This is a genomic window from Paenibacillus elgii NBRC 100335 (assembly GCF_004000865.1).
Taxonomy (GTDB): Bacteria; Bacillota; Bacilli; order Paenibacillales; family NBRC-103111; genus Paenibacillus_G; species Paenibacillus_G elgii.
This window is the reverse complement of record NZ_BIMB01000041.1, coordinates 25,170-50,096: the sequence shown is the minus strand read 5'-3', so window position 1 is coordinate 50,096 and position 24,927 is coordinate 25,170. Positions and strand designations below refer to the sequence as shown.

Here is a 24,927-nt window from a genome sequence, read left to right as displayed (position 1 = left end):
TTAACGTTGATATGCTCGTAAAGCCTTGCACTATTAAGGTTAAAAAATATAAGACCCGGTACCATTGGTACCAGGTCTCCTAAAGCATTAAAGATTAATCAATGAAGTCAGCCAGTTTGAGGTAACGTTTCAGCATCGTAGCTGCTTGCGAGCGAGTTGCTTTCTCAGCAGAACCGATGGTGTCGTCAGTCAGACCATTGATGATGCCAGCGTTCACGGCAGCAGCAATTTCTTTCTTAGCCCAAACGATTTTGGAAGAGTCTTTGAATTTCGCAAGCTGTTGAGCTTGGTTCGACTCGGAAACTTCGGAAGCTACGCCTGCATAAGACAGGGAACGGATGATCATAGCAGCCAGTTCTTCACGAGTGATTTGTGCATCCGGACGGAACGTATTGTCTTCATAGCCATTGATGATACCTGCTTTGGATGCCGATGCTACTACACCAGCGTACCAAGCGGAAGAGTTAATGTCAGTGAAATACGTATTAGCCGTTACAGAGTTCAGACCCAGGGAACGAACAACCAATGCTGCGAATTCAGCACGAGTAATGTTGCGGTCTGGCTGGAATTGTTTGTCGGCTGCGCCTTCAACCACCAATTTGTTAGCAAGCATTTCAACGTCTGCTTTGGACCAGTGGGAAGCGAGATCTTCAAACGATTTGTTTGCTTCGATTACTGTGTAGATGCTGTTGCCGTTACGTTTCAATGTAGCTACGGTTTGACCGTCTTTCGATTGGAACGTAGAAGGAACAAAGCTCAGCTTCTTCGTTGTTTCATTGTAAAGAGCGCCAGTTGCTTTTTTAGCATCCAGGTTTTTGTTAACATTCAACGTACGGGAAACATACGTGTTACCGAAGTCAACATTAACAGACTTGCTGTTGCCGGAAGCCGTTACGTTGAAGTCAACAGCGTTCTTAATTGGGCTGCCACCAGCAGCGTAAACTGCTTTCGTTACGTCTTCAGCAGTAGCGTCAGCAACTTTAGCAATCGTTACGTTGATTTTCGTATCTTTCAGTTCAGCGCCCAGTTCTTTCGCGAGTGCTTCGAATTTCATAGCTGCCAGCGGAAGCGTATAAGTGCCGTTGTCGTTAATGATTGTTACAGATACTCCGCCTTTTTTCAGCGCTTCTGCCAGTGCGTCAGCCGGGATAGCCAGCTTTTCACCTTTGATTTTGAGTTTTACTTCTTTAGAGTTTTCAAAAGCTCTTTGCAAGGTGAAGGCATCTACAGAATCTCCAAATACTTCGATAACACCGTCGTTGGAGATAGAACCGCCGCCTCCGCCGCCCCAACCGCTAGAACCGGTAGAGTTAATGGGTGTTTGGCCGCTGTTCAGTACGTAAGCTAGATCATACTCGTTACCGATACCATAACCGGCACCGTAGTATGTTTGTACGTAAACAGTATCCGGAACGGATGCACTCGACAAATTGATTTTGAAGTCGAAGTATGTAGCACCAGAAACAGAATCAGTATTTCTGTAAGTTACAGAGTAAGTCGAGCCAAGCACATTCTGAAGATAGGTATCCTCATATACACCAAATGTAACGTTTTTATCTTGTTGATAAGTGTTAGTATAAACGGAACCTGTAATTGTTTTACTGTACTTATCGTAGGATAAACTACCAAAATCAATACCAGCAAATGCAAGCACAGGAAGCAGCGTCGAGCCGATCATCAATCCAGCCAACGCTTGGGATGTTTTTTTCAATACAGTCGATTTCACTTGGGTCTTGCTCCTTTCACGATTGTAAACATTTTTTTTCTCTATTTGACTCATTTCGCATTTCACCTCCCTCCCTGAGCAGAATCGATTTAGCAATACCTTCTTCGATTAAAAAATCGTCTTTAAGGCCTAGAATCTATTTTAGCACCATAGGCAAAAAAATGGTAGCAAATTGTAGTGTAAATTTAGCTACCATTTTTTATGAAGTTTATTTTAAAATTTTGCGTTTGCTAGATTTTGAATCTCTTGGCGCTCGTTCGGGTCCTTGGACACTAGTTTATCAAAAAGCGCCTGGTCAGTTTTGCCTTGTTTTTGAAGCGAGGCTAGATACCAACGAAGAATTTGACGGGTAGTCTGATTATCGATAGATCCATCAATTCCTATATGGAACATTGCTTCAGCCGCGCTATAATTCCCTTTGATATATTGAATCTGACCTAAGGCAAGCCCTATGACTGGGGTTACATTAAATTCTCTGCCCTGTAATTGTCCTTTTGGCAACAAAGAGAGTTCCTTGATTCTTGATTCTACCTTAGAGTAAATAGAGAAAGCTTGATCGTAGTAACTATCCCTTTCGCTTACGTTGTTTGTTGTCTGCGCTGCGTTCCCAAGATCTGTGCTCAAAACAATGCTTCTTTCATACAAGGAGATATCCCATGGGAAATTATTGATTTCTTCATTGACTCGCTTTAAGGCTTCAGCAGTCTTACCTTTCAGTGCTAGAGTGGTAAGTTCTCTCTCAATGATGGCTCTATTATGAGGCTCCTTCTTTAAAGTTTCTGTTATGATCCGGCTCGCCTCATTGAAATAGTTCTCGTCTTTAGTTTGGTTATATACTTGCAACAAAATATCAATCTTGAACGCTGCAAAATCAGGATGACCTGGATGCTGACTAAGGGCTTTATCTAACGGAAGTACAATATCATTGTAGTTCTTGCTGGTTGACGCCTGCATTCGTGCATTATTAAAGTTACTGTTGGCACTTAACAGTTGGGCTCCGTTAAAGAAAAATATTAAAGAAAGAATTATCAGCAGAGCAGGGTAAGCCCATTTGATTTTTTGAATGCTTTGCTTCCATATTCCTATGATTTCAAAGTTGCTATTGGCAATCATAGCCCCTAAGCTTAGGAATAAAAGGATTCCCAAATAGACGAAACTGAGATCAAAATCAAGCATACTATGGATGAGTAGAGATATCGCTATAATGAAATAAATATATCTTGAACTTGAATGATCGTCGGAATCTTTAAGAAACTTACGCATGAACAACCAAAAGACAGCCAATAAAATAACGATAAATACAGCAAAACCAATAGTTCCGACTTCAACTAGATACTGGAGGAAGAAGTTGTGTGCTTGTCGGCTTACGTAAGGGTTGTTTTGGTATTTCTCGTAGAGAGCTGACCAGGCCCCTCCGCCGGCACCGATCACAGGATAATCTGAATATAGCTTCAGAGCATCCTTATAGAACGTTCCCCTTTCCAAAACACTGTTTTGTTCAAAATTAATGTTTTCGATACGTTGTTTAATGTTCTCTGGAAAAAGATTAAGAATGCCCGTATTACCCAGCAATAAGAAAGCTCCGAGCGCAGAAAGCAAAATGATTCCTGCCGGAATAATAAAGTATGAGATTTTTTTATCGCTTATCGAATGCAGCTTTTCCTCAATACGCGGAACAACAAACCTTTGCAATACCGCAGCAATCCCTGTAAAAAGCAATGCGGCGACTAATAGAGCAGTCCAACCTTTTAAAGCGAGAGCTCCATTGTATTGTTTTACTTGCTCGACCCCAACATTTGTAACTGGACCTAGAATAACCACAGCGGCGATGGAAGCTACAATGGTGTGAATGAGTAAAGTGAGCTGCTTTTTCATTTTTAGAAAGATGATTACAACTAAAAAGATAACCGGCAAGATTACTAGCGCACCACGGGACAAAGTAAGGAAAAAAGAAATCAGAATTGGGACTATCATAAATCCATGAATTATGGTAGAGGCTAACTTTTTAGATGTTGATATTAGATATAGAGAGCCGAGCAGCAGTGCTATCAAGAAAGCAGCATATGCGTTTCCGTATTGAAATACGGAAGTCAATCTAACACCGTTATCGTCGGCCATAATAGCATGCTGATAATAGTTAAATTGCCCCATATCTGAAGCAAACCATTTAACCATTCCGAAGGCTGTCTCCTTATGTCCAAACCAGTTCATTAGACCAAACCAAACAACCAAATACCCGGAGACCATTATTCCATTGATAAGAATGGAGCTGCCGCTATCACTTTTAGCTAGAAAAAAACCAACCAAATAAAAACTGGCATAAACAAAAGTAATGAAGAGCATATTGGTAGCACTATAATTAGATGCCGGAGAAATAGATGAGACAAAAAAGGTTAATGGAACGAACCAGATCAAAATACTCAATAAATCGGACCATCGATTCATATTCCATTTATAGAATGCAAAGATAGAAATTAGAAGCAGCATAATCGCTGACCATACAAACGTAGAATAGATAGATCGTTCAAAATCAAAATTATTTCCATTAAACAATGCCTTCTGAAAAGGAGCCCACATTAAAATCAACAGAGTAATGCCGGTTAAGATCCAGAATAGAATGGAATGTTTATCATCACTTGCAAGAGCATTGTCGCCCACTGCATGATCAGGGACATAATACTTCTTCTTGCCGCTCATGGTTTCTCTCCTTTTTATCTAAATTACGACATTTATCTTATCATAAAGTAGAATAAATGGGTACATTACATAAGCTCAAGGATTCTTTTGGATTTTTGTAGTGCTGGTAATTAAATAGTAAATTTGATAGAATAACTTCGAGGAAATTCGTCAATTTATTACTTTATTTTGTGTTTTTTAATGAAATTGGAGGATTTATTATGGGCTTAAAAGTGCGGAAAGCAATTATACCGGCCGCGGGGCTGGGCACAAGGTTTTTACCAGCAACAAAAGCGATGCCCAAGGAAATGCTTCCTATTGTAGACAAACCAACGATTCAATATATTGTTGAAGAAGCAGTGGAATCAGGGATTGAAGATATTATTATTGTTACTGGTAAAGGCAAACGAGCTATAGAGGATCATTTCGATAATTATTTTGAACTTGAACAAAATTTGTTGGAAAAAGGAAAGTTGGATTTATTAAACGAAGTTCAGAAGCCTTCCAAGATGGTGGATATCCATTATATTCGGCAAAAAGAACCAAAAGGTCTTGGGCATGCCGTTTGGTGCGCCCGTAAATTTATAGGGAATGAACCTTTTGCTGTCCTTTTAGGGGATGATATCGTCCAAGCCCAAAAACCATGTCTGCAGCAAATGATGGAGCTTTATGAGGAGTATCAGTCATCCATTATCGGGGTTCAACCGGTTAGTTACGATGAAGTATCGAGATATGGGATTGTAGATGGTTCTAATATAAAGGGGCGAATTTATTCGGTTTCTTCTTTGGTTGAGAAACCTAAAAGGGAAGCTTCTCCTTCGAATTTGGCTATTCTGGGCCGTTATATTTTGACACCCGAAGTCTTTGAGTTATTAGATCGTCAGGAAACCGGCACAGGTGGAGAAATTCAACTCACTGATGCCATTTCTCGATTAGCAAAACTCGAAAATGTCTACGCATATGATTTTGAAGGTATTCGATATGATGTTGGAGAAAAAATGGGCTTTATTAAAACTACCGTTGATTTTGCTTTAGAGAGAGATGACTTAAGACAAGAGATGCTCAAGTATTTAATTGAAGTTTTTGAAAAAAATAAATTGATTATTTAGGTGGAGTATTTCGGAGGTACTATGGAACCATTGGTAGGCATTGTTATTCCCTGCTATAATTATGGGCTATACATTGAGGAAGCAGTCGATAGCGTGCTGAAATCCACATACAAAAACATTGAAATTATTATAGTCGATGACGGGTCAACAGATTCGTATACTATTGACATTTTGAGTAAAATGGAGGCCAAACCATTAACTAAAATTGTCAGAAGAGTTAATGGTGGATTGTCAGCGGCCAGAAATACGGGGATTCATTTTACACAGGCCAAGTATATTCTTACTTTGGATGCCGATGATAAAATCGAGAATACTTTTATAGAAAAAGCTGTATGGATTCTTGAGCAGAACAGTGATGTGGCTTATGTCTATTCGTTAGTGCAGCTTTTTGGTGAAGAGAATAAGGTTTGGAGAACATTTAAAGCTCCTTTATCATACTTAAAGTTTCGTAATGTGGTACCTGCCACCATTGTCATGAGGAAAGATTGCTGGGAAGTTGTGAATGGATATGATGAGTCAATGCGTGACGGATACGAGGATTGGGAGTTTATTCTAAGACTCGCCAAATCACGCTTCTTTGGCTTTCATATAAATGAAACACTTTTTTATTACCGTAAACATAAAGGCAGTATGCTAGAAAACTCTAGGAAACAAAATAAGCAACTAAGACGTCTTATTAGAGAAAAACATCCGGATCTCTATTTTGCATGGCGAATACAATATGTAACATTTCTTTTAATTGAATTGTTACGAAGGTTAAAAATTTATTAATTAATAGCATATTCTATGAAATTAGGTCTTAATTTAGTTGGTAGTACTTCGGAACAATAATATTCTCCTTAATAAGAGTTCAGTTGCGAACTAAGGTCATGGCGGTGAAGTATGTTTTGAAAATTAAAATCTGCCACATAAGTGAAGCAACTTCAGGTGGTGTTTTAACGCACTTAACCCAGCTTGCAGAAAACTTGGATGCTGACGTTTTCGAACAATCCTTTATACTTTCCTCAAAAAAAAACTCAACATTGTCTCAAACTAACTCTTTTTTGGGACATCCTTTGTTTATAGTTGATATGGCTAGGACTATATCACCGTGGGCTGACTTGCAAAGTTTATTTCAGATAATAAAAATTCTCAAGACCAATAAATTTGATATTATACATTGTCATAGTTCAAAAGCAGGCGTATTAGGAAGAATGGCAGCATACATGACAGGGTGCAAAATTATTTATTACACTCCTCATTCATTTTCATTTAATATTTTTAATTCAAAACTAAAAAATGCAATCTATGCATTTATTGAAAAAATTATGACCTTGTTTACAACCAAAGTCATATGTGTATCCGCAGGTGAATTTTATTTAGCATTACAAATGAAAGTCTCAAATGAAAAAAAAATGGTTGTAATCCCTAATGGTGTTGAGCTTAAGAAAAAAGGTATGACTCGCGAAAAAAAGAATTTGCTTGAAATCAAGGGAATTACTTATTCCAAGAAAGTAATAGGATTTGTTGGAAGACTAAGTATTCAGAAGAATCCTGAAATGATCGTAAGGGCAATTGAAAAAATAAAAATGGATGATGTTCTCTTACTTATTATGGGAACAGGTCCTTTAGAAAAAAGTTTAACCGAATTAGTAAATTTACTTGGTGTATCTGACAAAATATTATTCCTTGGAGAAATATCCAATGTCAGGGAAGTACTTGGATACTGCAATATTTTTGTAAGCACCTCGCTTTGGGAAAGTATGCCTTATGCCATTTTGGAAGCTATGGAAGAAGAAATTCCTGTAATTGCAACAGAAATATCAGGTGTTACAGATATTGTTAAAAATAATATCACAGGTATTCTTGTTCCGCCTAATGATTACGAGAGGTTGGCTAGTATAATTGAGGAGCTACTTCCAGACAGTGATAAACAAAAAAAATTAACTCAAAATGCAAAAGAAATAATAAATCAAGAATACAATATTGAAAATATGATAGAAAAACTAAAAAATCTTTATCTATCTGCTCCTTAGTTTTTCTAAACAGATTTTTGCATTAGTTTGTATAATTTAACGAAATAGGTGTCCATTAAATGAAAAAGGAATCTCCGTTAGTTTCTGTAGTTATACCTTGTTTTAATTATGGAAACTATATTAAGGAAACCATTGATTCAGTTTTGTCATCATATTATAACAACATCGAGATAATTGTCGTTAATGATGGTTCAACCGATCAAGATACAATTGAAGTTCTACAACAACTGGAGTTGAATACAAAATTAAAAATTATACATCAGGATAATAAAGGACTTCCAGCGGCAAGGAACACTGGAATACGAGAGTCTTTAGGAGAATATATATTACCTTTAGATGCTGATGATCTAATTCAACCTTCTTTTATAACGAAGGGCGTCTGGCTGTTGGAAAAAGAATCGACGATAGGATTTGTTTATTCATTAGTACAATTGTTTGGGGAAGTTAACGAGCTATGGATCACCGAATCCTTTGATCCAGATATACTGTTACATCATAATTATATCCCTGCAACTGCTCTTTATAGAAAAAAAATGTGGGAACAAATTGGCGGTTATGATGAATCGATGACTATCGGATACGAAGATTGGGAATTTTGGATTAGATCCTTTTCTTTTGGGTGGAAGGGGAGAAGAATAAATGAAGCTCTTTTTTTATATCGGAAACATGGTGTTTCAATGTTATCTGACTCAAGATTAAGACATAATGAAATTGTAAGTTATATAAAAGAAAAACATACGAATTTATATACATTTAAGTGGCAATATAAGCTTTATAATAAATATGTACTGCGAAAAAGTTATAAAATAATTTTTAGAGTTTTACAATTCTTTAAAAGTTTTTTGAGAAAAAATAAATTTTTGAAAAAATTAAAGAAAGCCAATATAAAGCCCTTAAATATAACAATTAATAAAAGTTATAATAAAAAGATTCTTTATATCTCAGGAAACCAGGATAAAATACAGGTAGTCTTTATTCTTCCTTGGCTTAAAGTTGGAGGTGTCGAGAAAGTATTTCTTGATCTGTTTAAGAATATAGATCGAAGTAGATTTTCTATTACCTTAATGACAAGTATAAAAGATGTAAACGAGTGGGAATATAAATTTAAAGAAGTTGTAGACCAAATATTCCATTTAGCGGCTTTTACTAATGACGAAAATGAAATGGTGCAATTTTTGTTGGATTATGTTAGTGTGAATGAAGTTCAGTGCATACACATCAGTAATACACAATTCGGATATCGTGTTTCTGGAATGTTGAGAAGTTCTTTTCCTAATATCAAACTCTTAGATACTTTGCATATGGAAGAACCTTATGAACCTTGGGATTATTTTAGGTTTAGTCAATCTTTTTCAATGAATTTTCATAAAAGAGTTGTCATTACTAATTTCCTATCCGAAAGACTAGTTGGATATTATAAAGAAAGTGCTAATAAAGTGGTTGTTATTGAAAATGGCATTAGTATGCAAGATGATAATTTTAGTACCAGTAACACAAAAGAAAAAAAATACATTGTATTTGTAGGAAGGTTAGTAAAACAAAAACAACCACTATTATTTATAGATATTGCTCACAAAGTTCTTGAAATGTTCCCCGAAACAAGATTTCTTTTAATTGGTGATGGACCACTATATAAAAAAGCAAAAGAAAAAATTGAGCGACTGGGATTGACAAACTCCATAACACTAATGGGCTATCAAGAAAAAGTTAAACAATTATTGCTTGAAAAAGCTTCGATTTTTATTGCGCCATCGTTAATGGAGGGTTTGCCAATTGTAGGGATCGAAGCAATGGCTAGTAAAGCGGCTGTGGTTGCTTCAGACGTTAGAGGTTGGAGTGATTTGATCAGCACAGGAATAAATGGTTTTCTGGTAGCGCAAGATGACATTCATGCTTATGCTGAAATTATTACAAAATTAATGAACGATGATGAACTCAAACAAAAGATAGTATCTAATGCATTCCAAACTGTTATGGAAAAGTACACTGCGGAATCGATGTCTCGTAAGTACCAAGATGTATACGACAAGTTAATATAATCAAATAAAGGAGAGGATTGTTATTATGGATCATATTGAGCGCATGAATCCATTTTTAAATCAAAATGATTTGATGTTTCCCGAACATTATGGCAGATATATGTTCGCTTTGCAATTTTGCAAGGATAAAAAAGTTGTCGATTGTTCTTGTGGAAATGGCTACGGTAGCTACTATTTGGCATTAAATGGTGCGGGATCTGTTGAAGGAATAGATATTTCGAAAGAAGCTATCGATTTTTGTAGAACCCATTACAAAGCAGATAATTTAACATATACTTTGGGCAATGCGCTTGATTTACAATTTATTGAGGATCATTCTGTTGACACATACGTTTGTTTTGAGACTATTGAACATATTGAGGGGGTAGACTCTTTATTAAGTGAAATAAAGAGAGTTTTAAAAAAGGATGGCCGATTAATTATTTCATGTCCAAATGATAATATTTTTAACCCAGAAAACCCCTTTCATGTGGATATCTATAATAAAAATAAATTTATTAGCTTGGTTGAAAAACATTTTAGTACCACATCGTTTTGGGTGCAAAACAATACTACGGGTACTTCAATAATGAGGCCGGAACATGTACTAGATGCCAGTGTAAATCAATCGGCTGTTCTAAGTAATGCACATCCAATAACTCCTAAGGATGATGAACAGGCTGATACATGGATTTTGGTTTGCAGTGATACTGATTTGAAAATACCGTCCGTTCCAGTAATATCATTTTTCACAACATATAGCCAATATGTTAAAGAAGTTCAAGATACCATAAATTCTTTGTATAAAGAAAATCAAAAATTATCAAATGCATGGAATTTTCAAGTTGAGCTTATTAAAAAATTAGAAGATGAAAATTCGAGATTAGCTATCGCTTGGAATGAACAAGTTGAATTTATCAAAAAAACGGAAGCTGAAAACTCTAAATTATCCAAAGCGTGGGAGGAACATACGCAAACAATAACTGAATATTCCGAAACAATTAAAATATACGAAGAGCAATTGAAAGATTATAAATTAGAAAATGAGAAATTGGCCGAGGCTTGGAATAGGCATACCGAGTATATTAAAAACTTAGAAGAAAACAATAAAAAGCTATCAGAAGCATGGGAAATTCATACGAGTTATATAAAAAAATTAGAAGAAAAATTATCAAAATAATTCCCGATATAAAATTTGAGGTGCATGATGAGAATTTGTTACGTTTCTTTTGAATACCCCCCCCAATTCGGTGGGGGGATTGGTACTTACGTTGGCAATATTAGTCGAAATTTGGCGATCCAAGGTCATGAAATACATGTAATAACTTTTAATCCTGAAAATTTACCAGACCAAGAAAATATCTTAGGTGTAAATATCCATAGAATTAAAATGGATGGACCGCAGATGGAAGTGATTAATAATGCGGATTCGGCAAATTTGTCAACTCTTTTATATTGGTCACATTATAGTGAAAAAGTGTATTGGAAGTTAAAAGAACTTACTAATCGTTATTCGTTTGATATCGTGGAATTCTGTGATTATAGAGGCGAAGGTTATTTTTCAATGCTTGCAAAAAGAACTCGTGGAGAGTTCCGAAATACTAAGTTGATTATAAGACTTCATACCCCTCTATTTGTATTAAATAAGTACAATAGCGTAATAAATGATCCAGGTATGGAGCAACTCGTACAATTCGAAAATTTTTCAATGCTGTTGGCTGATGAAATTGTTTCTCCATCGAATGTGCTTGCCAAACTGACGGTCCAAGAACTCGCATTAAGGAAAAACATTGAAATAGTTCCACATCCGATAGATATTGAATCTATTGCAATAAATGATTATGTAGATAGTAATACACTTTTATATGTTGGAAGGCTAGAATTAAGAAAAGGTGTTAAAGATCTAGTAATCGCCACAATTGAATTAATGACTAAATATCCAGAGCTAGAACTGAAATTTATTGGTGGGGATACGAATTCAGCTCCAGACGGGAGTTCCTTGAAGCTTCATCTTCAATCATTAATTCCAAAAGAACTAAAAAAGAGAATACATTTTATAGATCGGTTGCCTAGAGAAGAAGTGTTGAAAGAATACAGCAAGTCAAAGGTAAGTATCTTTCCGTCACTTTTTGAAAACTTTCCGAATGTTTGTTTGGAAGCGATGGCCTCTTCGGTACCAGTAATTGTATCGGATTTTAGTGGAATGGCTGAAATGGTTGAAGATAAAAAATCCGGTATTATTTTCGAGGCGGGAAATATAAAAGATTTGTTTGAAAAATTAGAATATGCATGTAAGCTTTCTTTTGAAGAACGTAAAAATATGGGCTTACAAGCTAGAAAAAGAGTAGAGGATCATTATAGCGTACAAGCTGTTAATAAATTGCAAGAAAATTATTTTAATAACTTAAAAGGAATTTCCAAAAAGAACAGAAGTACAAATTATGAAAAAGGACTTATTTCTGTAATTATACCATGTTATAACCACGGAAAATTTATTGAAGAAACTATTGAAAGTATCAAGAAAAACACATACAAGAATTTTGAAATCATTATTGTGAATGATGGATCCACAGATGAAGAGACTTTAAGAGTTTTAGACCACGTTGAAAAAAGTGGAGTTAAAGTTTTGCACCAAGAAAATTCTGGGTTATCAGCTGCTAGAAATACAGGTATAAATAATGCTATTGGAGAGTTTATTCTTCCTTTAGATGCGGATGATATTATCGATTCCTTATTTTTTGAAAAAACGGTAGAAGCTATTCAAAAAGATGAGAATATAGGATTTGTTTATACTTACGTCCAATTTTTTGGCGCGGCAAGTGGAATATGGAAGACTCCGGAATTTGACCCTAATTTATTATTAATATCTAATCTGTGCGTAGCTTCATCACTATTTCGACACGATGCCTTTGACCAGATTGGCGGTTATAAAGAAGACATGACTTTTGGCTTTGAGGATTGGGACTTTTGGATTTATATGGTTGAAAACGGTTGGAAGGGAAAATGCATACCTGAACCGTTGTTTTTCTACCGCAAACATCAAGAATCTATGTTATCAAATTCTCAGAAAAACCGCTCTTATCTGATTGAAAAACTAGTTGAACATCATTATACAAGCTATCAAAAATCTTTAAGCTATGTCGTAGTGGAAAAGGACAAAATGTTTTTTGATGCTCATATGTCAAACTATTATAATTTTAGCGAATTAAATTCAATAAAAGAATCAAAAGCTTGGAAGTTTGCTATTACTTTCAGGAAAATCAAAAATAAAGTACGAAAAGTATTGGGAGGAAGACGATGACGTCTGTACTTCGCAATTTATTTAATCATCGTAACTTATTGTTTCAGTTTGTTCAGAGAGACATCGTTGCCAGATACAGAGGGTCTTATTTAGGGTTAGTTTGGACACTCGTTCAACCTCTCGTAATGTTAGTTGTTTACTCATTCGTATTTTCAGTTATATTTAAAGTGAAATGGGGAAACGCAGAGGGGGTTTCTAAACTCGATTTTGCAATGGTTACCTTTGCAGGATTAATCATATTTCAAATTTTCTCAGAGCCAATGTACCGCTCAACGGCTATCCTATCTGCAAATAGTAACTATGTTAAAAAAGTTGTTTTCCCGCTTGAAATTCTTCCTACATCTGCAGTATTCAGTGGAATTATATTAAATATGTTCAGTATGATAATTCTTATTGCAACCCTGTTTTTTTATCAGTACCCTGTCGGTTGGAATTTACTATTGATTCCTGTTTTAATATTACCTTTAACCTTGTTTACACTTGGTTTTAGTTACATCGTGACAACGTTAGGCGTTTTCTTTAAGGATTTAGGGCAAGCAATGGGGATTATAATGAATATCTTATTTTATATCTCTCCTGTATTCTATCCTGTAACAGCTGTACCGAAAGAATTTCAAATTTATATGAATCTAAATCCTTTAACTTTTTTTGTTGAATCATTTAGAGCAATAACTATATATAATACTCAACCTAACTGGATGAATTATATAGTTATGTTAATTATAAGTCTGTTTTTGTTTTTTTTAGGAAGCACTCTCTTTAACAAAAGTAAGGAGACGTTTTCAGATGTCATCTGATAAAATAATAGAAGTTACCAACGTTTCAAAAACTTATACTCTCTATGATAAACCTACTGATCGCATAGCTGAATTGTTTTTTCGGACAAAAAAAGGAAAGAAAGTAGCATCATTGAAAAATGTTTCTTTTCATGTAAATAAAGGAGAGACTGTTGGTATAGTTGGTAGAAATGGCGCGGGGAAATCAACCATACTTCAAATTATTGCCGGAACACTTTCTCCTACAACTGGTAGTGTGAAAATTAAAGGTAGAGTTGTTGCGCTTTTGGAATTAGGCGCAGGTTTTAATATGGAGTTTTCAGGTGAGGAAAATGTTTTTCTTTATGGTTCAATACTTGGCTTATCGAAAGAAGAAATCAAACAACGGTATCAACAAATTTTAGATTTTGCTGAGATAGGAGAATTTATTCGTTATCCTGTAAAAACTTATTCATCAGGAATGTTTGTTCGGTTAGCTTTTGCTGTCGCAATTAATGTTAGTCCAGAAGTCTTGATTATAGACGAAGCACTAAGCGTTGGAGATGTACAGTTCCAACATAAATGTATGGCTAAATTAAGAGAACTCCAATCAAATGGATGTACTATACTATTTGTTAGTCATGATATTGATTCCGTAAAGAGTTTATGTGATTCAGCAATTCTTTTAAACAAAGGAGAAGTTCATTCACAAGGAACTGCAGACGAAATAGCTAATAATTACATTGAATTGATTCATCAAGAACAATTGGATAAAAGAAAACAAATCCAAGATAACGTCGGTTCTTTATATGAAGTTACTAATAAATCACTTGATTGGACGGCAGAATCATTTATTGGTAGTGAGAGACACGGTTTAGGTGAAGCAAAGATTGTAAAGTTATTATTGGAAGATGCTAATGGAAGAGCTTTGGATAATATAGTATATGCTGAGAAGCTTAATGTAAAGTTCCTCGTAGAATATTTTATGGATATTTCAACTGAGATTAATGTTGGTTTGTTATTCAAGGATGATAAAGGTATTGATATATTAGGTGATGATAGTTGGAACCATAAAGTACTACTTCCTTCTGCAAAGCAAGGATCTAGATTTGTGTTAAATTTTGATTTTCCCAATTTTTACTTGAAACCTGGTACGTATTCAATCACAGTTGCATTAGGTGCAATGAGTGAAGATAAAGCAACTTGGAATGAATACTATTACGATTGGATAGACCGCGCAAAAATTTTAACTATTAGAACTAAAGAAGATGTACGCGTATGGAGTAAGGTTTTATTGCCTGCAAAAATAACATTAGATTAAATGGAAGGAATCATTAGATGAAAGGGATTATACTTGCTGGTGGAAGTGGAACTAGATTGTTTCCTCTTACTAAATCTATATCTAAACAATTATTACCTGTTTATGATAAACCTATGATTTATTATCCTTTATCTGTACTGATGCTTGCTGGAATTCGCGAAATACTAATAATTTCCACTCCAGAAGATACCTCCAGATTTGAACAGTTGTTTGGTAATGGGATGGAGTTAGGTCTCCAAATAAGTTATGCAATACAAGAATATCCTAATGGACTAGCGAGCGCTTTTATAATAGGAGAAGATTTTATTGGAAACGATTCGGTGATGCTAGTACTGGGTGATAATATATTTTATGGACAGGGCTTTAAACCGATACTTTTAGAAGCCGCTTCTCTTAAAGAAGGTGCTGTTGTTTTTGGATATCGTGTGAAAGACCCTGAAAGATTCGGTGTCATTGAATTTGATAAAAATTATCATGTCCTGTCAATTGAAGAAAAACCTCAGAGTCCAAAATCGAGTTATGCGGTAACAGGGTTATATTTCTATGATAACAACGTAGTAAACATTGCTAAAAAAATTAAACCCTCTCCTAGGGGGGAGTTGGAAATAACAGATATTAATAGGTATTACATGAATGAAGGGAAATTGAATGTAAAAATACTTGGCAGGGGTTTTGCTTGGTTGGATACAGGAACCCATAGTTCTCTTTTAGAGGCCTCCCAATTTATTGAGACTATTGAAAAAAGACAGGGATTTAAAGTTGCCTGTTTGGAAGAAATTGCATATAATATGGGCTACATTTCTTTATCTGACTTGAGAGTATTAGGACAGAAATTAGCAAAAAGCGATTACGGAATGTATATCGTGGATTTAGCGGATAAAGAGGAAATGGGGCTTTTGCGATGAGAAAAATATTAGTTACAGGTGGAGCAGGTTTTATTGGTTCCAATTTTATTAGTTATTTATTAAATAAATACAACGATATTTCAGTTATTAATATTGATAAATTGACTTATGCTGGGAATTTGAATAATTTGTCATCGCTAGATAAGAACAAAAACTATAAATTTGTCCAGGGAGACATCTGCAATCAAGAATTACTGGAAGATATATTTAAAACGTATTCAATAGAAGGAGTAATTCATTTTGCTGCTGAATCTCATGTTGATAACTCAATAAAATCGCCTGAATCTTTTATTTATACTAATATTATTGGAACTTTTCGTTTATTGGAAACTTGTAGGAATCAATGGATGGAAGCTTCTTTTCAGGTGAAAGAAAATTACAAAAGAGCAAGATTTCATCATATTTCAACCGATGAAGTATATGGCTCACTTGGGGAAACTGGTCTCTTTACGGAAGAAACTCCATATGCACCAAATAGTCCATACAGTTCAAGTAAAGCAAGTTCTGATATGTTGGTTAGAAGTTATTTTCACACATATGGTTTAAATGTTGTGACAACAAACTGCTCAAATAACTATGGACCGAAGCAACATATCGAAAAATTCATTCCAACAATAATAAAAAAGGCAGTCGATTTGGAGAAAATACCCGTATATGGAACGGGAGAGAATGTTAGGGATTGGCTTTATGTAGATGATCATTGTTCTGGTATTGATTTAGTATTTCACGGAGGGGAAACAGGGGAAACATATAATATTGGTGGACGAAACGAACGTCAAAATATATACATTGCCAATATGATTTGTGAAATTCTTGATGAGCTTCGCCCACTTCAGAATAGAAGTTATAAATCTTTGATAAATTTTGTGGAAGACCGACCGGGTCATGACAAAAGATACGGTATCGATGCAACCAAGATCGAAAATAAGCTCGGATGGAAGGCAAAAGAAAATTTCGAAAGCGGTATAAGAAAAACAGTGGAGTGGTACCTAGATGAATTTACTAAGTAAAGTTATAAAAATTAAAGAGTTTGAAGATAATAGGGGGAAATTAGCCGTTTTAGAAGCGAGTACCGACATTCCTTTCGAAATAAAGAGGATTTTCTATATTTATAATACCCCTTCTAATGTTGTAAGGGGAGGGCATGCGCATTTTAAAACAAGGCAAGCACTAATTGCATTATCAGGGTATTGTACTATTAGTTTGGATAATCTTAAAAGAAAAACCGAAATAGAATTGACTAATCCTTCTGATATACTAATATTAGAACCGAATGATTGGCACGAAATGTACAAATTTTCGAGTGATTGCGTTTTACTTGTAATGGCTTCACATTATTATGATGCTGAAGATTATATTCATTCATATAATAAATTTGTTGAAGTATATGAGTAATAAAGGAGATGTAAAAATGATTCCTTTTTTGGACCTGAAACAAATTAATTTGAAGTATGAGGAAAAAATTATAGATATTATGTCAAAAGTGCTTCATTCCGGATGGTACATTATGGGGGAGGAAGTACGTGCATTTGAAGAAGAATTTGCAGCTTATTGTGGAAGTAAATACTGTATCGGGACAGCTAATGCCCTTGATTCTCTTTCTTTGATTATAAAAGCATATGGAATTGGTCCAGGAGATGAAGTAATAGTACCTTCTAATACTTATATTGCATCAATCTTATCAATATCTGCAAATGGCGCTACTCCCGTGTTGGTTGAGCCTGAGTTAGAAACATATAATATAGATGCGAATAAAATAGAAGCCAATATCACAAAAAATACCAAGGCCATCTTGATTGTTCACTTATATGGTTTAAGTTGCAATATGGAAGAAATTATGAATATAGCAAGTAAATATAATTTAAAAGTAATTGAAGACTGTGCGCAGGCTCATGGCGCGATTTATCATAATAAAAAAGTCGGAAATTGGGGGCATGCAGCAGCATTTAGTTTTTACCCTGGAAAAAACTTGGGTTGTATCGGAGATGGTGGAGCAGTAACAACAGATGACGAAGAACTTGCTCGAAAAATAATGGCTTTGCGAAATTATGGTTCCCATAAAAAATATGAAAATCTTTATAAAGGAGTTAATAGTAGATTAGACGAATTGCAAGCGGCCATTTTACGTATTAAATTAACAGATCTTGATAATGAGAATAATACTAGAAGAGAGATTGCCAATCATTATATTGATAAAATATGTAATGATTATGTGATTCTTCCTAAAAAGCCGAAAAACGAAGAGGAACATGTGTGGCATCTTTTTGTTATAAGAGTTTCCCAAAGAACTCATTTTCAGAATTTTTTGATGGAGCAGGGGATACAAACTTTAGTTCATTACCCTATACCCCCTCACAAACAATTAGCTTATAAGGAATGGAATAATTTAAGCTATCCAACTTCTGAGAAAATTCATGAAGAGGTTGTCAGTTTACCTATTAGTCCTGTTATGAGTTCGTTACAAATAGAGAAAGTAGTGAGAGCTGTCAATGATTACAGAAGCCAATAAAAAAAAATTTTCTATTGTAATTCCAATTTACTTTAATGAACTTAACATTCCACATACTATTCCTAGACTAAAATCTCTTCAAAAATTATTACCAAATTTCGAATTAGAATACGTATTTGTAGATGATGGCTCAAAAGATAAATCTTTTGAGCTTTTGCTTAATGAAAAAGAAAATGATTCGCGAATCAAATTGGTTAAACTTAGCAAGAATTTTGGCTCTATGTCTGCAATTCAAGCCGGTCTAAAGTATGCAACAGGTGATTGTGTAGGAATTATTTCAGCTGATCTACAAGATCCACCAGAGTTATTTGTGGACATGATCGATAGATGGATTAAAGGAAAAAAGGTTATTATGGCAACAAGGCAACAAAGAGAAGAATCTATTTTCCAGATACTATTTTCAAACACATATTACCATTTAATGGATAAATTTGCAATAAAAGGATATCCGAATGGTGGTTTTGATTTTGTATTAATTGATCGTCAAATCGTAAAAGAAATTTTAAGTATTAGTGAGAAAAATACTAATATAATGAGTTTAATATTTTGGTTAGGGTATGAACAAGAATTTATTCCATATGTTCGTCAAGAAAGAAAATTAGGTAAATCAAAATGGACGTTTTCAAAAAAGATAAAGCTATTTATTGATTCATTTGTTAGTTTTTCCTACGCCCCTATTCGTTTTATGTCATTTGTTGGTTTTTTAGTAGCGACATTAAGTTTTTTATATGGCATCTTTGTAGTATTTAACGCTATTTTTGGGTCTATTAGTATTCAAGGCTGGACAACTATAATTGCTATTGTAACATTCTTACTTGGAATGATTATGATTATGCTTGGTATTATTGGGGAGTATTTATGGAGGATATTAGATGAAAGCCGGAAAAGACCAGCCTATATTATTGATGAAGTATTTGAATAATTCTTTCGTAAAATTTTTAATTGTTGGAATAACTAATACATTAATAACATATTTGGCTTATCTGTTTTTACTATTGTTCTTTAAATATCAAATTGCTTACAGTATTTCTTATATATTGGGTATAGCTTTTTCATACATTTTAAATACTATAATTGTTTTTAAATCATCAATTTCTGTGAAAAAAATATTATTTTACCCAATTGTGTATATAATTCAGTATCTTATTAACGTAGCTTTGTTATCTTACTTTGTTAATTATGTTAATGAGAAAATAGCTCCAATTTTAATAATAGTTATAACAATCCCAATTACTTTTCTTTTAAGTAAATTTATTTTAAAAAGGCGGGAGAATAAATTATGAACTTAAAAAATGTGTTTATACATAAGAATGCTATTGTTGAAACTAATAAAGTGGGAGAAAATACGAAAATTTGGGCATTTGCTCATATATTGTCCGGTGCAACAATTGGTGCTAATTGTAATATTTGTGATCAGACTTTTATTGAAAATGACGTAATCATTGGCGATAATGTCACTATAAAATGTGGTGTATATATTTGGGATGGAGTAAGGCTTGGAAGTAATGTGTTTGTAGGACCTAATGTTACATTTACTAATGATCTAAAGCCTAGGTCCAAAAGGTATCCTGATAGTTTTGCTATAACAACTATTCACGAAGGGGCTTCTATTGGAGCTAATGCTACTATCATAGCTGGGAACACAATTGGTAGATATGCTATGATCGGAGCAGGAGCAGTAGTTACAAAATCTGTTCCTGATCATACGTTATGGTACGGTAATCCCGCCAGATTTAGGGGATATATTTGTGAATGTGGTGAAGCTTTATTACCTTCTTTTAAATGTTCATCTTGCGATATCGTTTACGAAAACAATCAGGGTAAAATAACAAAAGTAACATTGTGAAATCGAGGTATAAAAATAAATGAAAAGAAAAACCCTTACTATTTTAGTAGTTTCAATTATTTATTCATTATTAATTTATTTTAGCAACGATTTTTCAAAGTTTTCAACATCAACCCTTAATCTTAATATGAAAGTAGAAGGGGGAGAGAAAGTTTCCATTAGCTATGGAAATGAAAATAATGCAATGAATGCCCAACAAAATGTGAAGTATAAAGAAAATACGGAAATGAACCATCATATTGAGATTACTAACTTATTTGAAAGAGATGCCAATTCAAAAGGAAGCGAGTTGTGGATTTTCAGTATAAAGGCAGATAATGAGTTAGTAAATTGGGATAAAATCAAGACAGTAGGTAATTGGGAACTAAGAGAGGATTCTAGGGGGCAACAAAATAAAACATTACTTTCTTATATGAATGAGAGAGAGACTAAATTAATATTGGATGTGAAATACAAAGAAAAATTAGAGATTGATTTTTTGAAACACGATTATTCTGGCAAAGTTCAATTAAAAATCGATAATAAAGTAGACATAATTAATTTGTATTCACCAAATCAAACAAGTTACTTGTTTAAGATACAAAATCATGAACCTGATTTTTATAATTATAAATTTAATTTGTCTGCTCAAGAAATTGATAAAATATCGCTAATTCCTAATAATGATCAAAATGTTGTAGTTAAAGATGCATTTATCGAATCAGGAAATAATATTATAAAAATTGATAATAGTGGTAATAATGTGTTTCAGTTTAATAAAGATTATAATAAAAGAAATAAAACTGACATAATACTCCAATGTATAGTAAGAGTTATAATAACTTTTTTATTTATAACTTTGTTAATTAAAATATATGAAAATTTTTCAAAAAACAGAAAGAAATATAACTTTTTGTTTTACCTAATTCTTGGTTTGGGTTTTCTTGTAAGAATAATTTTAGTGGTCGATTTTCCCCATGGCTTTTTTTTCAATGATAGTGCTGGCTATATGGAAACGGCTTCATCACTGGCTAAGGAAATGTCTTTGCAAACCAATTTAGATAGAACACCAGGTTATGGAGTTTTTATTTACTTAATTTCTGTTATATTTCCTTACAAATCATTTTTTCTTGTAATAGTGCAGCATTTATTGGGAATTTATATTTCTATTTTAGTTTATAACATTCTAAATTCACATATTAATAAATATTTTTCACTTATTGGATTTATATTAATAATTTTTTCGCCTCATTTAATAATATATGAACATACAGTCTTAACCGATGTATTGTTTACATTTATATTACTATTATTTGTATATCATTTGAATTCTACAATATTATCTTCTAAAAGACTTAGTATAAAAAGGGTTTTTAGTTGGGGAATATTTGTTGCCATACTAGTTATGGTAAGACCAGCCGGGTACTATTTGATTCCTATTGTTTTTGTTCTAATATTTTTATTGGGCAAATTTAACAAGGATACGTTAAAAATCATTGCTAAAAGATGTATTATGTACTGCTTGCCTATTATCGTTGTTGTTTTATCTTGGAATTTATGGAATTACAGTAAATATAATTATTTTGGTACAACAGCGATAAATGGTCTCGGATTAGTATTAGTTGCAGGCAACCTTATTGATGTTGAATCAACATCAACTTTTACTCAGAGTAAAGAAGTAGTTAAAAATGCGGTTTTTAAAACAAACCAACAGTATAATGGCGAATTAATAGATTTAGCAAAGTTTTTAGGTTGGGATCCTAATGGGGTAAGAATAAAACTAATAAATAGCTTGCCTTTGAAAATGAATGAAGGTGAAAAAGATCAACTACTTTTCGCATTAACCAAGGAGGGGGTACTAAATCATCCATTAAATTATGCTTATCATTTCTTACATGAATTCAAAAAAATATACTTTCATGACATGTCGTATAAATATTATTCAGATATTAGAGGTTACTTAAATTACGATTCAAATAACCAAGAAAAACGATTGATGTCAAAAGAAGATATTTTTAAGAATTCTATTATTCGAAGTGATGCCGATTATTTTGGGTACAAAAATACATCATCAAATATAATGTTCAACTCAATAATTCCCTTTTTGCCAAGTACCTTTAATATAGGGATATTTACAATTATTTGTATGATCTCTTTGTCCTATGTTCCATTTTCAAGTCTAAAATACCACACTAAAGTAAGTATATTTATTTTTGCTAGTATAAATATTGCTCATATTATATTTAATAGTCTTACAAATTTTGCGGTAGATAGGTACATGCTTCCAGTACTTCCTTATCTAATTATTATAGGGGTTATTGGGTTAAGTTCTATTATAACATCGTTAGGATCTTTAAATGAAAAATCCAAGAGGTATGAAGTATTAAGATGGCTTATTTTTAGTTTCCTACTTACTTGCTGGATCTTTGTGTATAAAAATTATATTTTTGTTAAAAATTTAAATTGGAAGATTGATAATCCTGTATACGGATTAAGTAAAGAATGGTTTGAATATCATCAAAATTATGCAATTCATAGTATACTTCTAGCGATTTCTACAATATTATTAGCAGTAATTTTATTTTTGCTTGTAAGAAAGAAAGAGTAGTAGGTGTATTGTTTAGCTCATCGACAATCAGGCGTCACTAAATAAGTGGGTAATAACGAGGAAAGAATTACCCACTTATTTTAAAGGGGGCAATATTATGTTTTTTACAAAATATAAGCAAATTCAATTAAAAATTTCTTATGGTTTAATGACCATTTTTTTTGTTTTTTATCTTTTTCAACTATCGAAGGCTCCTTACATGAGCGACGATTTTTCTCATTTACCAACTGGGATGCTTGAACGAATAGATTTATCAATTCCATTTTATGCAAGAGGTGTTTTGTGGGATTATTTATTAGTTTTTTTGTTGAACTTTCTCAAAAGCAGTGAGGCTGCACACTTTGTAATAGGAGGTTTTCACTTATTAAATGGTTTTATTTTCATTTATTTTTTTAAAAAAATATTTAAGGTTTATCTAGGTTCTTTATTTAATATTTTATTTTTACTTTTTTTATATTGTAACTCGTTAAATATCGAAAGTATCCTATGGATTACAGGGGCATATCCTGTCTTTGTTACTTTTTTTTCCTTAGTATCGTGTATTTTTTTATATAAGTATATAAATAATGATAAAAACAAGTGGCTCTTTTTATTTGTACTTTTTTCATCTTTTGCTTACTTTACTAATGAACAGGGATTTCTATTTTTCCCCTTATATTTTATTGTTATATTAATAGCCCCACTCTCAAACATAGATAAGGGAACGTTTAAATTTTATCTATTTAAAATTTTGCTTGTAGGGGGTTCATGGTCTTCTCCTTATATTATTTATAGATGTATTCTTTATTTTAAGTATAATTTAGATACGGCAACACAACAATATGCAAAAAATTTCAGTGTTAATTCCATTACAAAATCTTATGTGAAAATGATCGAAATGATTGTTGGCTCAACTACTTCGTTGATGTATATATTTCTAACATTATTATTTATTGTTTTCTTTTTTATATTACTAAGAACTGATTCTTTATTAAAAAAGTTTTTTGACAAAAAAATATTGCTAGGCGTAACTTTATTTCCATTTTTTTTAGTGTTTCTTTTATCTCCTTTTTCACTTCTTTCTGGATGGGTGGAATTAAGATTTTTATATATTTGTAATTCTTTTTTTATTTTTTATTTATTTCTCCTGATTGGTATTTGTTTTGATTTCTTAATTAAACTGGAAATGAAAAAAAATAGATTCATATATTTTATTAGCATTACATTTCTGATAATAATATCATTATTCTCGGCTCATAAATATATTCGTGACGAGCTTCTTCATATTAATGATTTAAAAAGATACGTCACAAATTTTATAGATTTCCAAAAAGAAGAATATTCCCACTTAAATACTAAATCTTTAGTTTTTTTAAATATACAAGAACCATTAGGGTATGTTTTTCCAAAAAGTTTTAATGGACGTTCTTCGATAAATTTAGGATGGGTTCCGGAAGGTATAAGAAAAGCAAATTTGATCCCCTCAAATGTTAAGGTATATTTGTCAAATGGTTATTATACACAGAAAGATAAAATTAATATAAAATATGAAAATTGGTTGTATGATTTGGATAAGGTAAGAGAGATGCAAAAAGAAGGTTTTGAAATACATTATTATGTATACGACGGTCAAAGAATGATACAGATCGAAAGAAATAAACTCAAGATAGTAGACGGTAATAATAATGAATTATTAGATTTAAAATTAGCGTTTAAAGATAACGAAAATGGTAGAAGTATAGTTCTGGAGAACCCAGTACAACAATACTCACAGTTTGGCCAGATAACTACAGATGTAACTAATAGCAATTTAGCTTATCAAGTTAAAGATACTAATTTAAAGAACAAAAATTTTATTTTTGCTCATGCCAATTCATCTATTATTTATGATTTAGAAAAAAAATATAAATCTTTAACGTTTTCACTGGGTCTCGATAATACAAGCGAAAAAGGGACCGTAATATTTTCTGTTCTTGGCGATGGCCGCTTATTGTATGAGAGTGATATAATAAGAAAAAATGATTTTATTCAAAATGTTACTGTAAATTTGAGTAGCGTTAATAAGTTGGAATTAAAAACAATGGATTCAGGAGACGGCAATGACTTCGATCAAGCCTACTGGATAGACCCAAGATTAAAGTGATGTGTACAATTTTGAAAACATTTATTTTTAAGTAACT

General features: G+C 33.0%; 19 protein-coding genes. 17 read left to right on the top strand and 2 right to left on the bottom strand.

Going from position 1 to position 24,927, the window contains the following annotated elements; translation table 11 throughout:
* Nucleotides 1-94: 94 nt before the first annotated feature.
* Both PEL01S_RS24775 and PEL01S_RS24770 read right to left on the bottom strand, forming a co-directional pair.
* Nucleotides 95-1,780, bottom strand: coding sequence for an S-layer homology domain-containing protein (locus PEL01S_RS24775; RefSeq protein WP_127462159.1), 1,686 nt, complete (start codon nt 1,778-1,780; stop codon nt 95-97).
* 159 nt (nt 1,781-1,939) lie between these two features.
* Nucleotides 1,940-4,423 carry an O-antigen ligase family protein gene (locus PEL01S_RS24770; protein ID WP_127462158.1) on the bottom strand — a complete coding sequence of 828 codons (2,484 nt, stop codon included), beginning with the start codon at nt 4,421-4,423 and terminating at the stop codon, nt 1,940-1,942.
* 200 nt (nt 4,424-4,623) lie between these two features.
* Here PEL01S_RS24770 and galU point away from each other — a divergent pair, with 200 nt between their 5' ends.
* The 17 genes from galU (at nt 4,624) to PEL01S_RS24685 (ending at nt 24,890) form a co-directional block, all read left to right on the top strand.
* The gene (gene galU / locus PEL01S_RS24765; protein ID WP_127462157.1) at nt 4,624-5,511 is read left to right on the top strand and encodes a UTP--glucose-1-phosphate uridylyltransferase GalU; all 888 of its coding nucleotides are present in this window, start codon (nt 4,624-4,626) and stop codon (nt 5,509-5,511) included.
* 21 nt (nt 5,512-5,532) lie between these two features.
* Nucleotides 5,533-6,282: a glycosyltransferase family 2 protein gene (locus PEL01S_RS24760; RefSeq protein WP_127462156.1), complete on the top strand. Its 750-nt coding sequence runs from the start codon at nt 5,533-5,535 to the stop codon at nt 6,280-6,282.
* Nucleotides 6,283-6,398: 116 nt separating this feature from the next.
* The gene (locus tag PEL01S_RS24755) at nt 6,399-7,526 is read left to right on the top strand and encodes a glycosyltransferase family 4 protein (RefSeq protein WP_164824316.1); all 1,128 of its coding nucleotides are present in this window, start codon (nt 6,399-6,401) and stop codon (nt 7,524-7,526) included.
* A gap of 59 nt (nt 7,527-7,585) precedes the next feature.
* Nucleotides 7,586-9,565 carry a glycosyltransferase gene (locus tag PEL01S_RS24750; protein ID WP_127462154.1) on the top strand — a complete coding sequence of 660 codons (1,980 nt, stop codon included), beginning with the start codon at nt 7,586-7,588 and terminating at the stop codon, nt 9,563-9,565.
* Nucleotides 9,566-9,590: 25 nt separating this feature from the next.
* The gene (locus PEL01S_RS24745) at nt 9,591-10,724 is read left to right on the top strand and encodes a class I SAM-dependent methyltransferase (RefSeq protein WP_127462153.1); all 1,134 of its coding nucleotides are present in this window, start codon (nt 9,591-9,593) and stop codon (nt 10,722-10,724) included.
* Nucleotides 10,725-10,751: 27 nt separating this feature from the next.
* On the top strand, nt 10,752-12,845 hold the full coding sequence (locus PEL01S_RS24740) for a glycosyltransferase (RefSeq protein ID WP_163768084.1): 2,094 nt from the start codon (nt 10,752-10,754) through the stop codon (nt 12,843-12,845).
* Nucleotides 12,842-13,642 (top strand): ABC transporter permease, encoded by an 801-nt coding sequence (locus PEL01S_RS24735; protein ID WP_127462151.1) that lies wholly within the window; start codon nt 12,842-12,844, stop codon nt 13,640-13,642. The genes PEL01S_RS24740 and PEL01S_RS24735 overlap by 4 nt, the downstream gene beginning before the upstream one ends.
* Complete coding sequence (locus PEL01S_RS24730) at nt 13,632-14,921, top strand: ABC transporter ATP-binding protein (protein WP_127462150.1); 1,290 nt, start codon at nt 13,632-13,634, stop codon at nt 14,919-14,921. The genes PEL01S_RS24735 and PEL01S_RS24730 overlap by 11 nt, the downstream gene beginning before the upstream one ends.
* Nucleotides 14,922-14,938: 17 nt before the next feature.
* Nucleotides 14,939-15,826, top strand: a complete 888-nt coding sequence (gene rfbA / locus PEL01S_RS24725) for a glucose-1-phosphate thymidylyltransferase RfbA (RefSeq protein WP_127462149.1) — start codon at nt 14,939-14,941, stop codon at nt 15,824-15,826.
* Nucleotides 15,823-16,836, top strand: a complete 1,014-nt coding sequence (gene rfbB, locus PEL01S_RS24720; protein WP_127462148.1) for a dTDP-glucose 4,6-dehydratase — start codon at nt 15,823-15,825, stop codon at nt 16,834-16,836. Before rfbA ends, rfbB begins: the two co-directional genes overlap by 4 nt.
* Nucleotides 16,820-17,221: a sugar 3,4-ketoisomerase gene (locus PEL01S_RS24715; protein WP_127462147.1), complete on the top strand. Its 402-nt coding sequence runs from the start codon at nt 16,820-16,822 to the stop codon at nt 17,219-17,221. The genes rfbB and PEL01S_RS24715 overlap by 17 nt, the downstream gene beginning before the upstream one ends.
* A gap of 16 nt (nt 17,222-17,237) precedes the next feature.
* Nucleotides 17,238-18,335 carry a DegT/DnrJ/EryC1/StrS family aminotransferase gene (locus tag PEL01S_RS24710; RefSeq protein ID WP_127462146.1) on the top strand — a complete coding sequence of 366 codons (1,098 nt, stop codon included), beginning with the start codon at nt 17,238-17,240 and terminating at the stop codon, nt 18,333-18,335.
* A complete protein-coding gene (locus tag PEL01S_RS24705) occupies nt 18,316-19,257 on the top strand; it encodes a glycosyltransferase family 2 protein (protein ID WP_127462145.1) in 942 nt (313 codons plus the stop codon). Before PEL01S_RS24710 ends, PEL01S_RS24705 begins: the two co-directional genes overlap by 20 nt.
* A complete protein-coding gene (locus tag PEL01S_RS24700) occupies nt 19,208-19,618 on the top strand; it encodes a GtrA family protein (protein WP_239551388.1) in 411 nt (136 codons plus the stop codon). The genes PEL01S_RS24705 and PEL01S_RS24700 overlap by 50 nt, the downstream gene beginning before the upstream one ends.
* Nucleotides 19,615-20,181, top strand: a complete 567-nt coding sequence (locus PEL01S_RS24695) for an acyltransferase (RefSeq protein WP_127462144.1) — start codon at nt 19,615-19,617, stop codon at nt 20,179-20,181. The genes PEL01S_RS24700 and PEL01S_RS24695 overlap by 4 nt, the downstream gene beginning before the upstream one ends.
* 19 nt (nt 20,182-20,200) lie before the next feature.
* Nucleotides 20,201-22,768, top strand: coding sequence for an ArnT family glycosyltransferase (locus PEL01S_RS24690; RefSeq protein WP_127462143.1), 2,568 nt, complete (start codon nt 20,201-20,203; stop codon nt 22,766-22,768).
* A 97-nt stretch (nt 22,769-22,865) separates the two neighbouring features.
* Nucleotides 22,866-24,890 (top strand): NPCBM/NEW2 domain-containing protein, encoded by a 2,025-nt coding sequence (locus PEL01S_RS24685; protein WP_127462142.1) that lies wholly within the window; start codon nt 22,866-22,868, stop codon nt 24,888-24,890.
* Nucleotides 24,891-24,927: the final 37 nt, after the last annotated feature.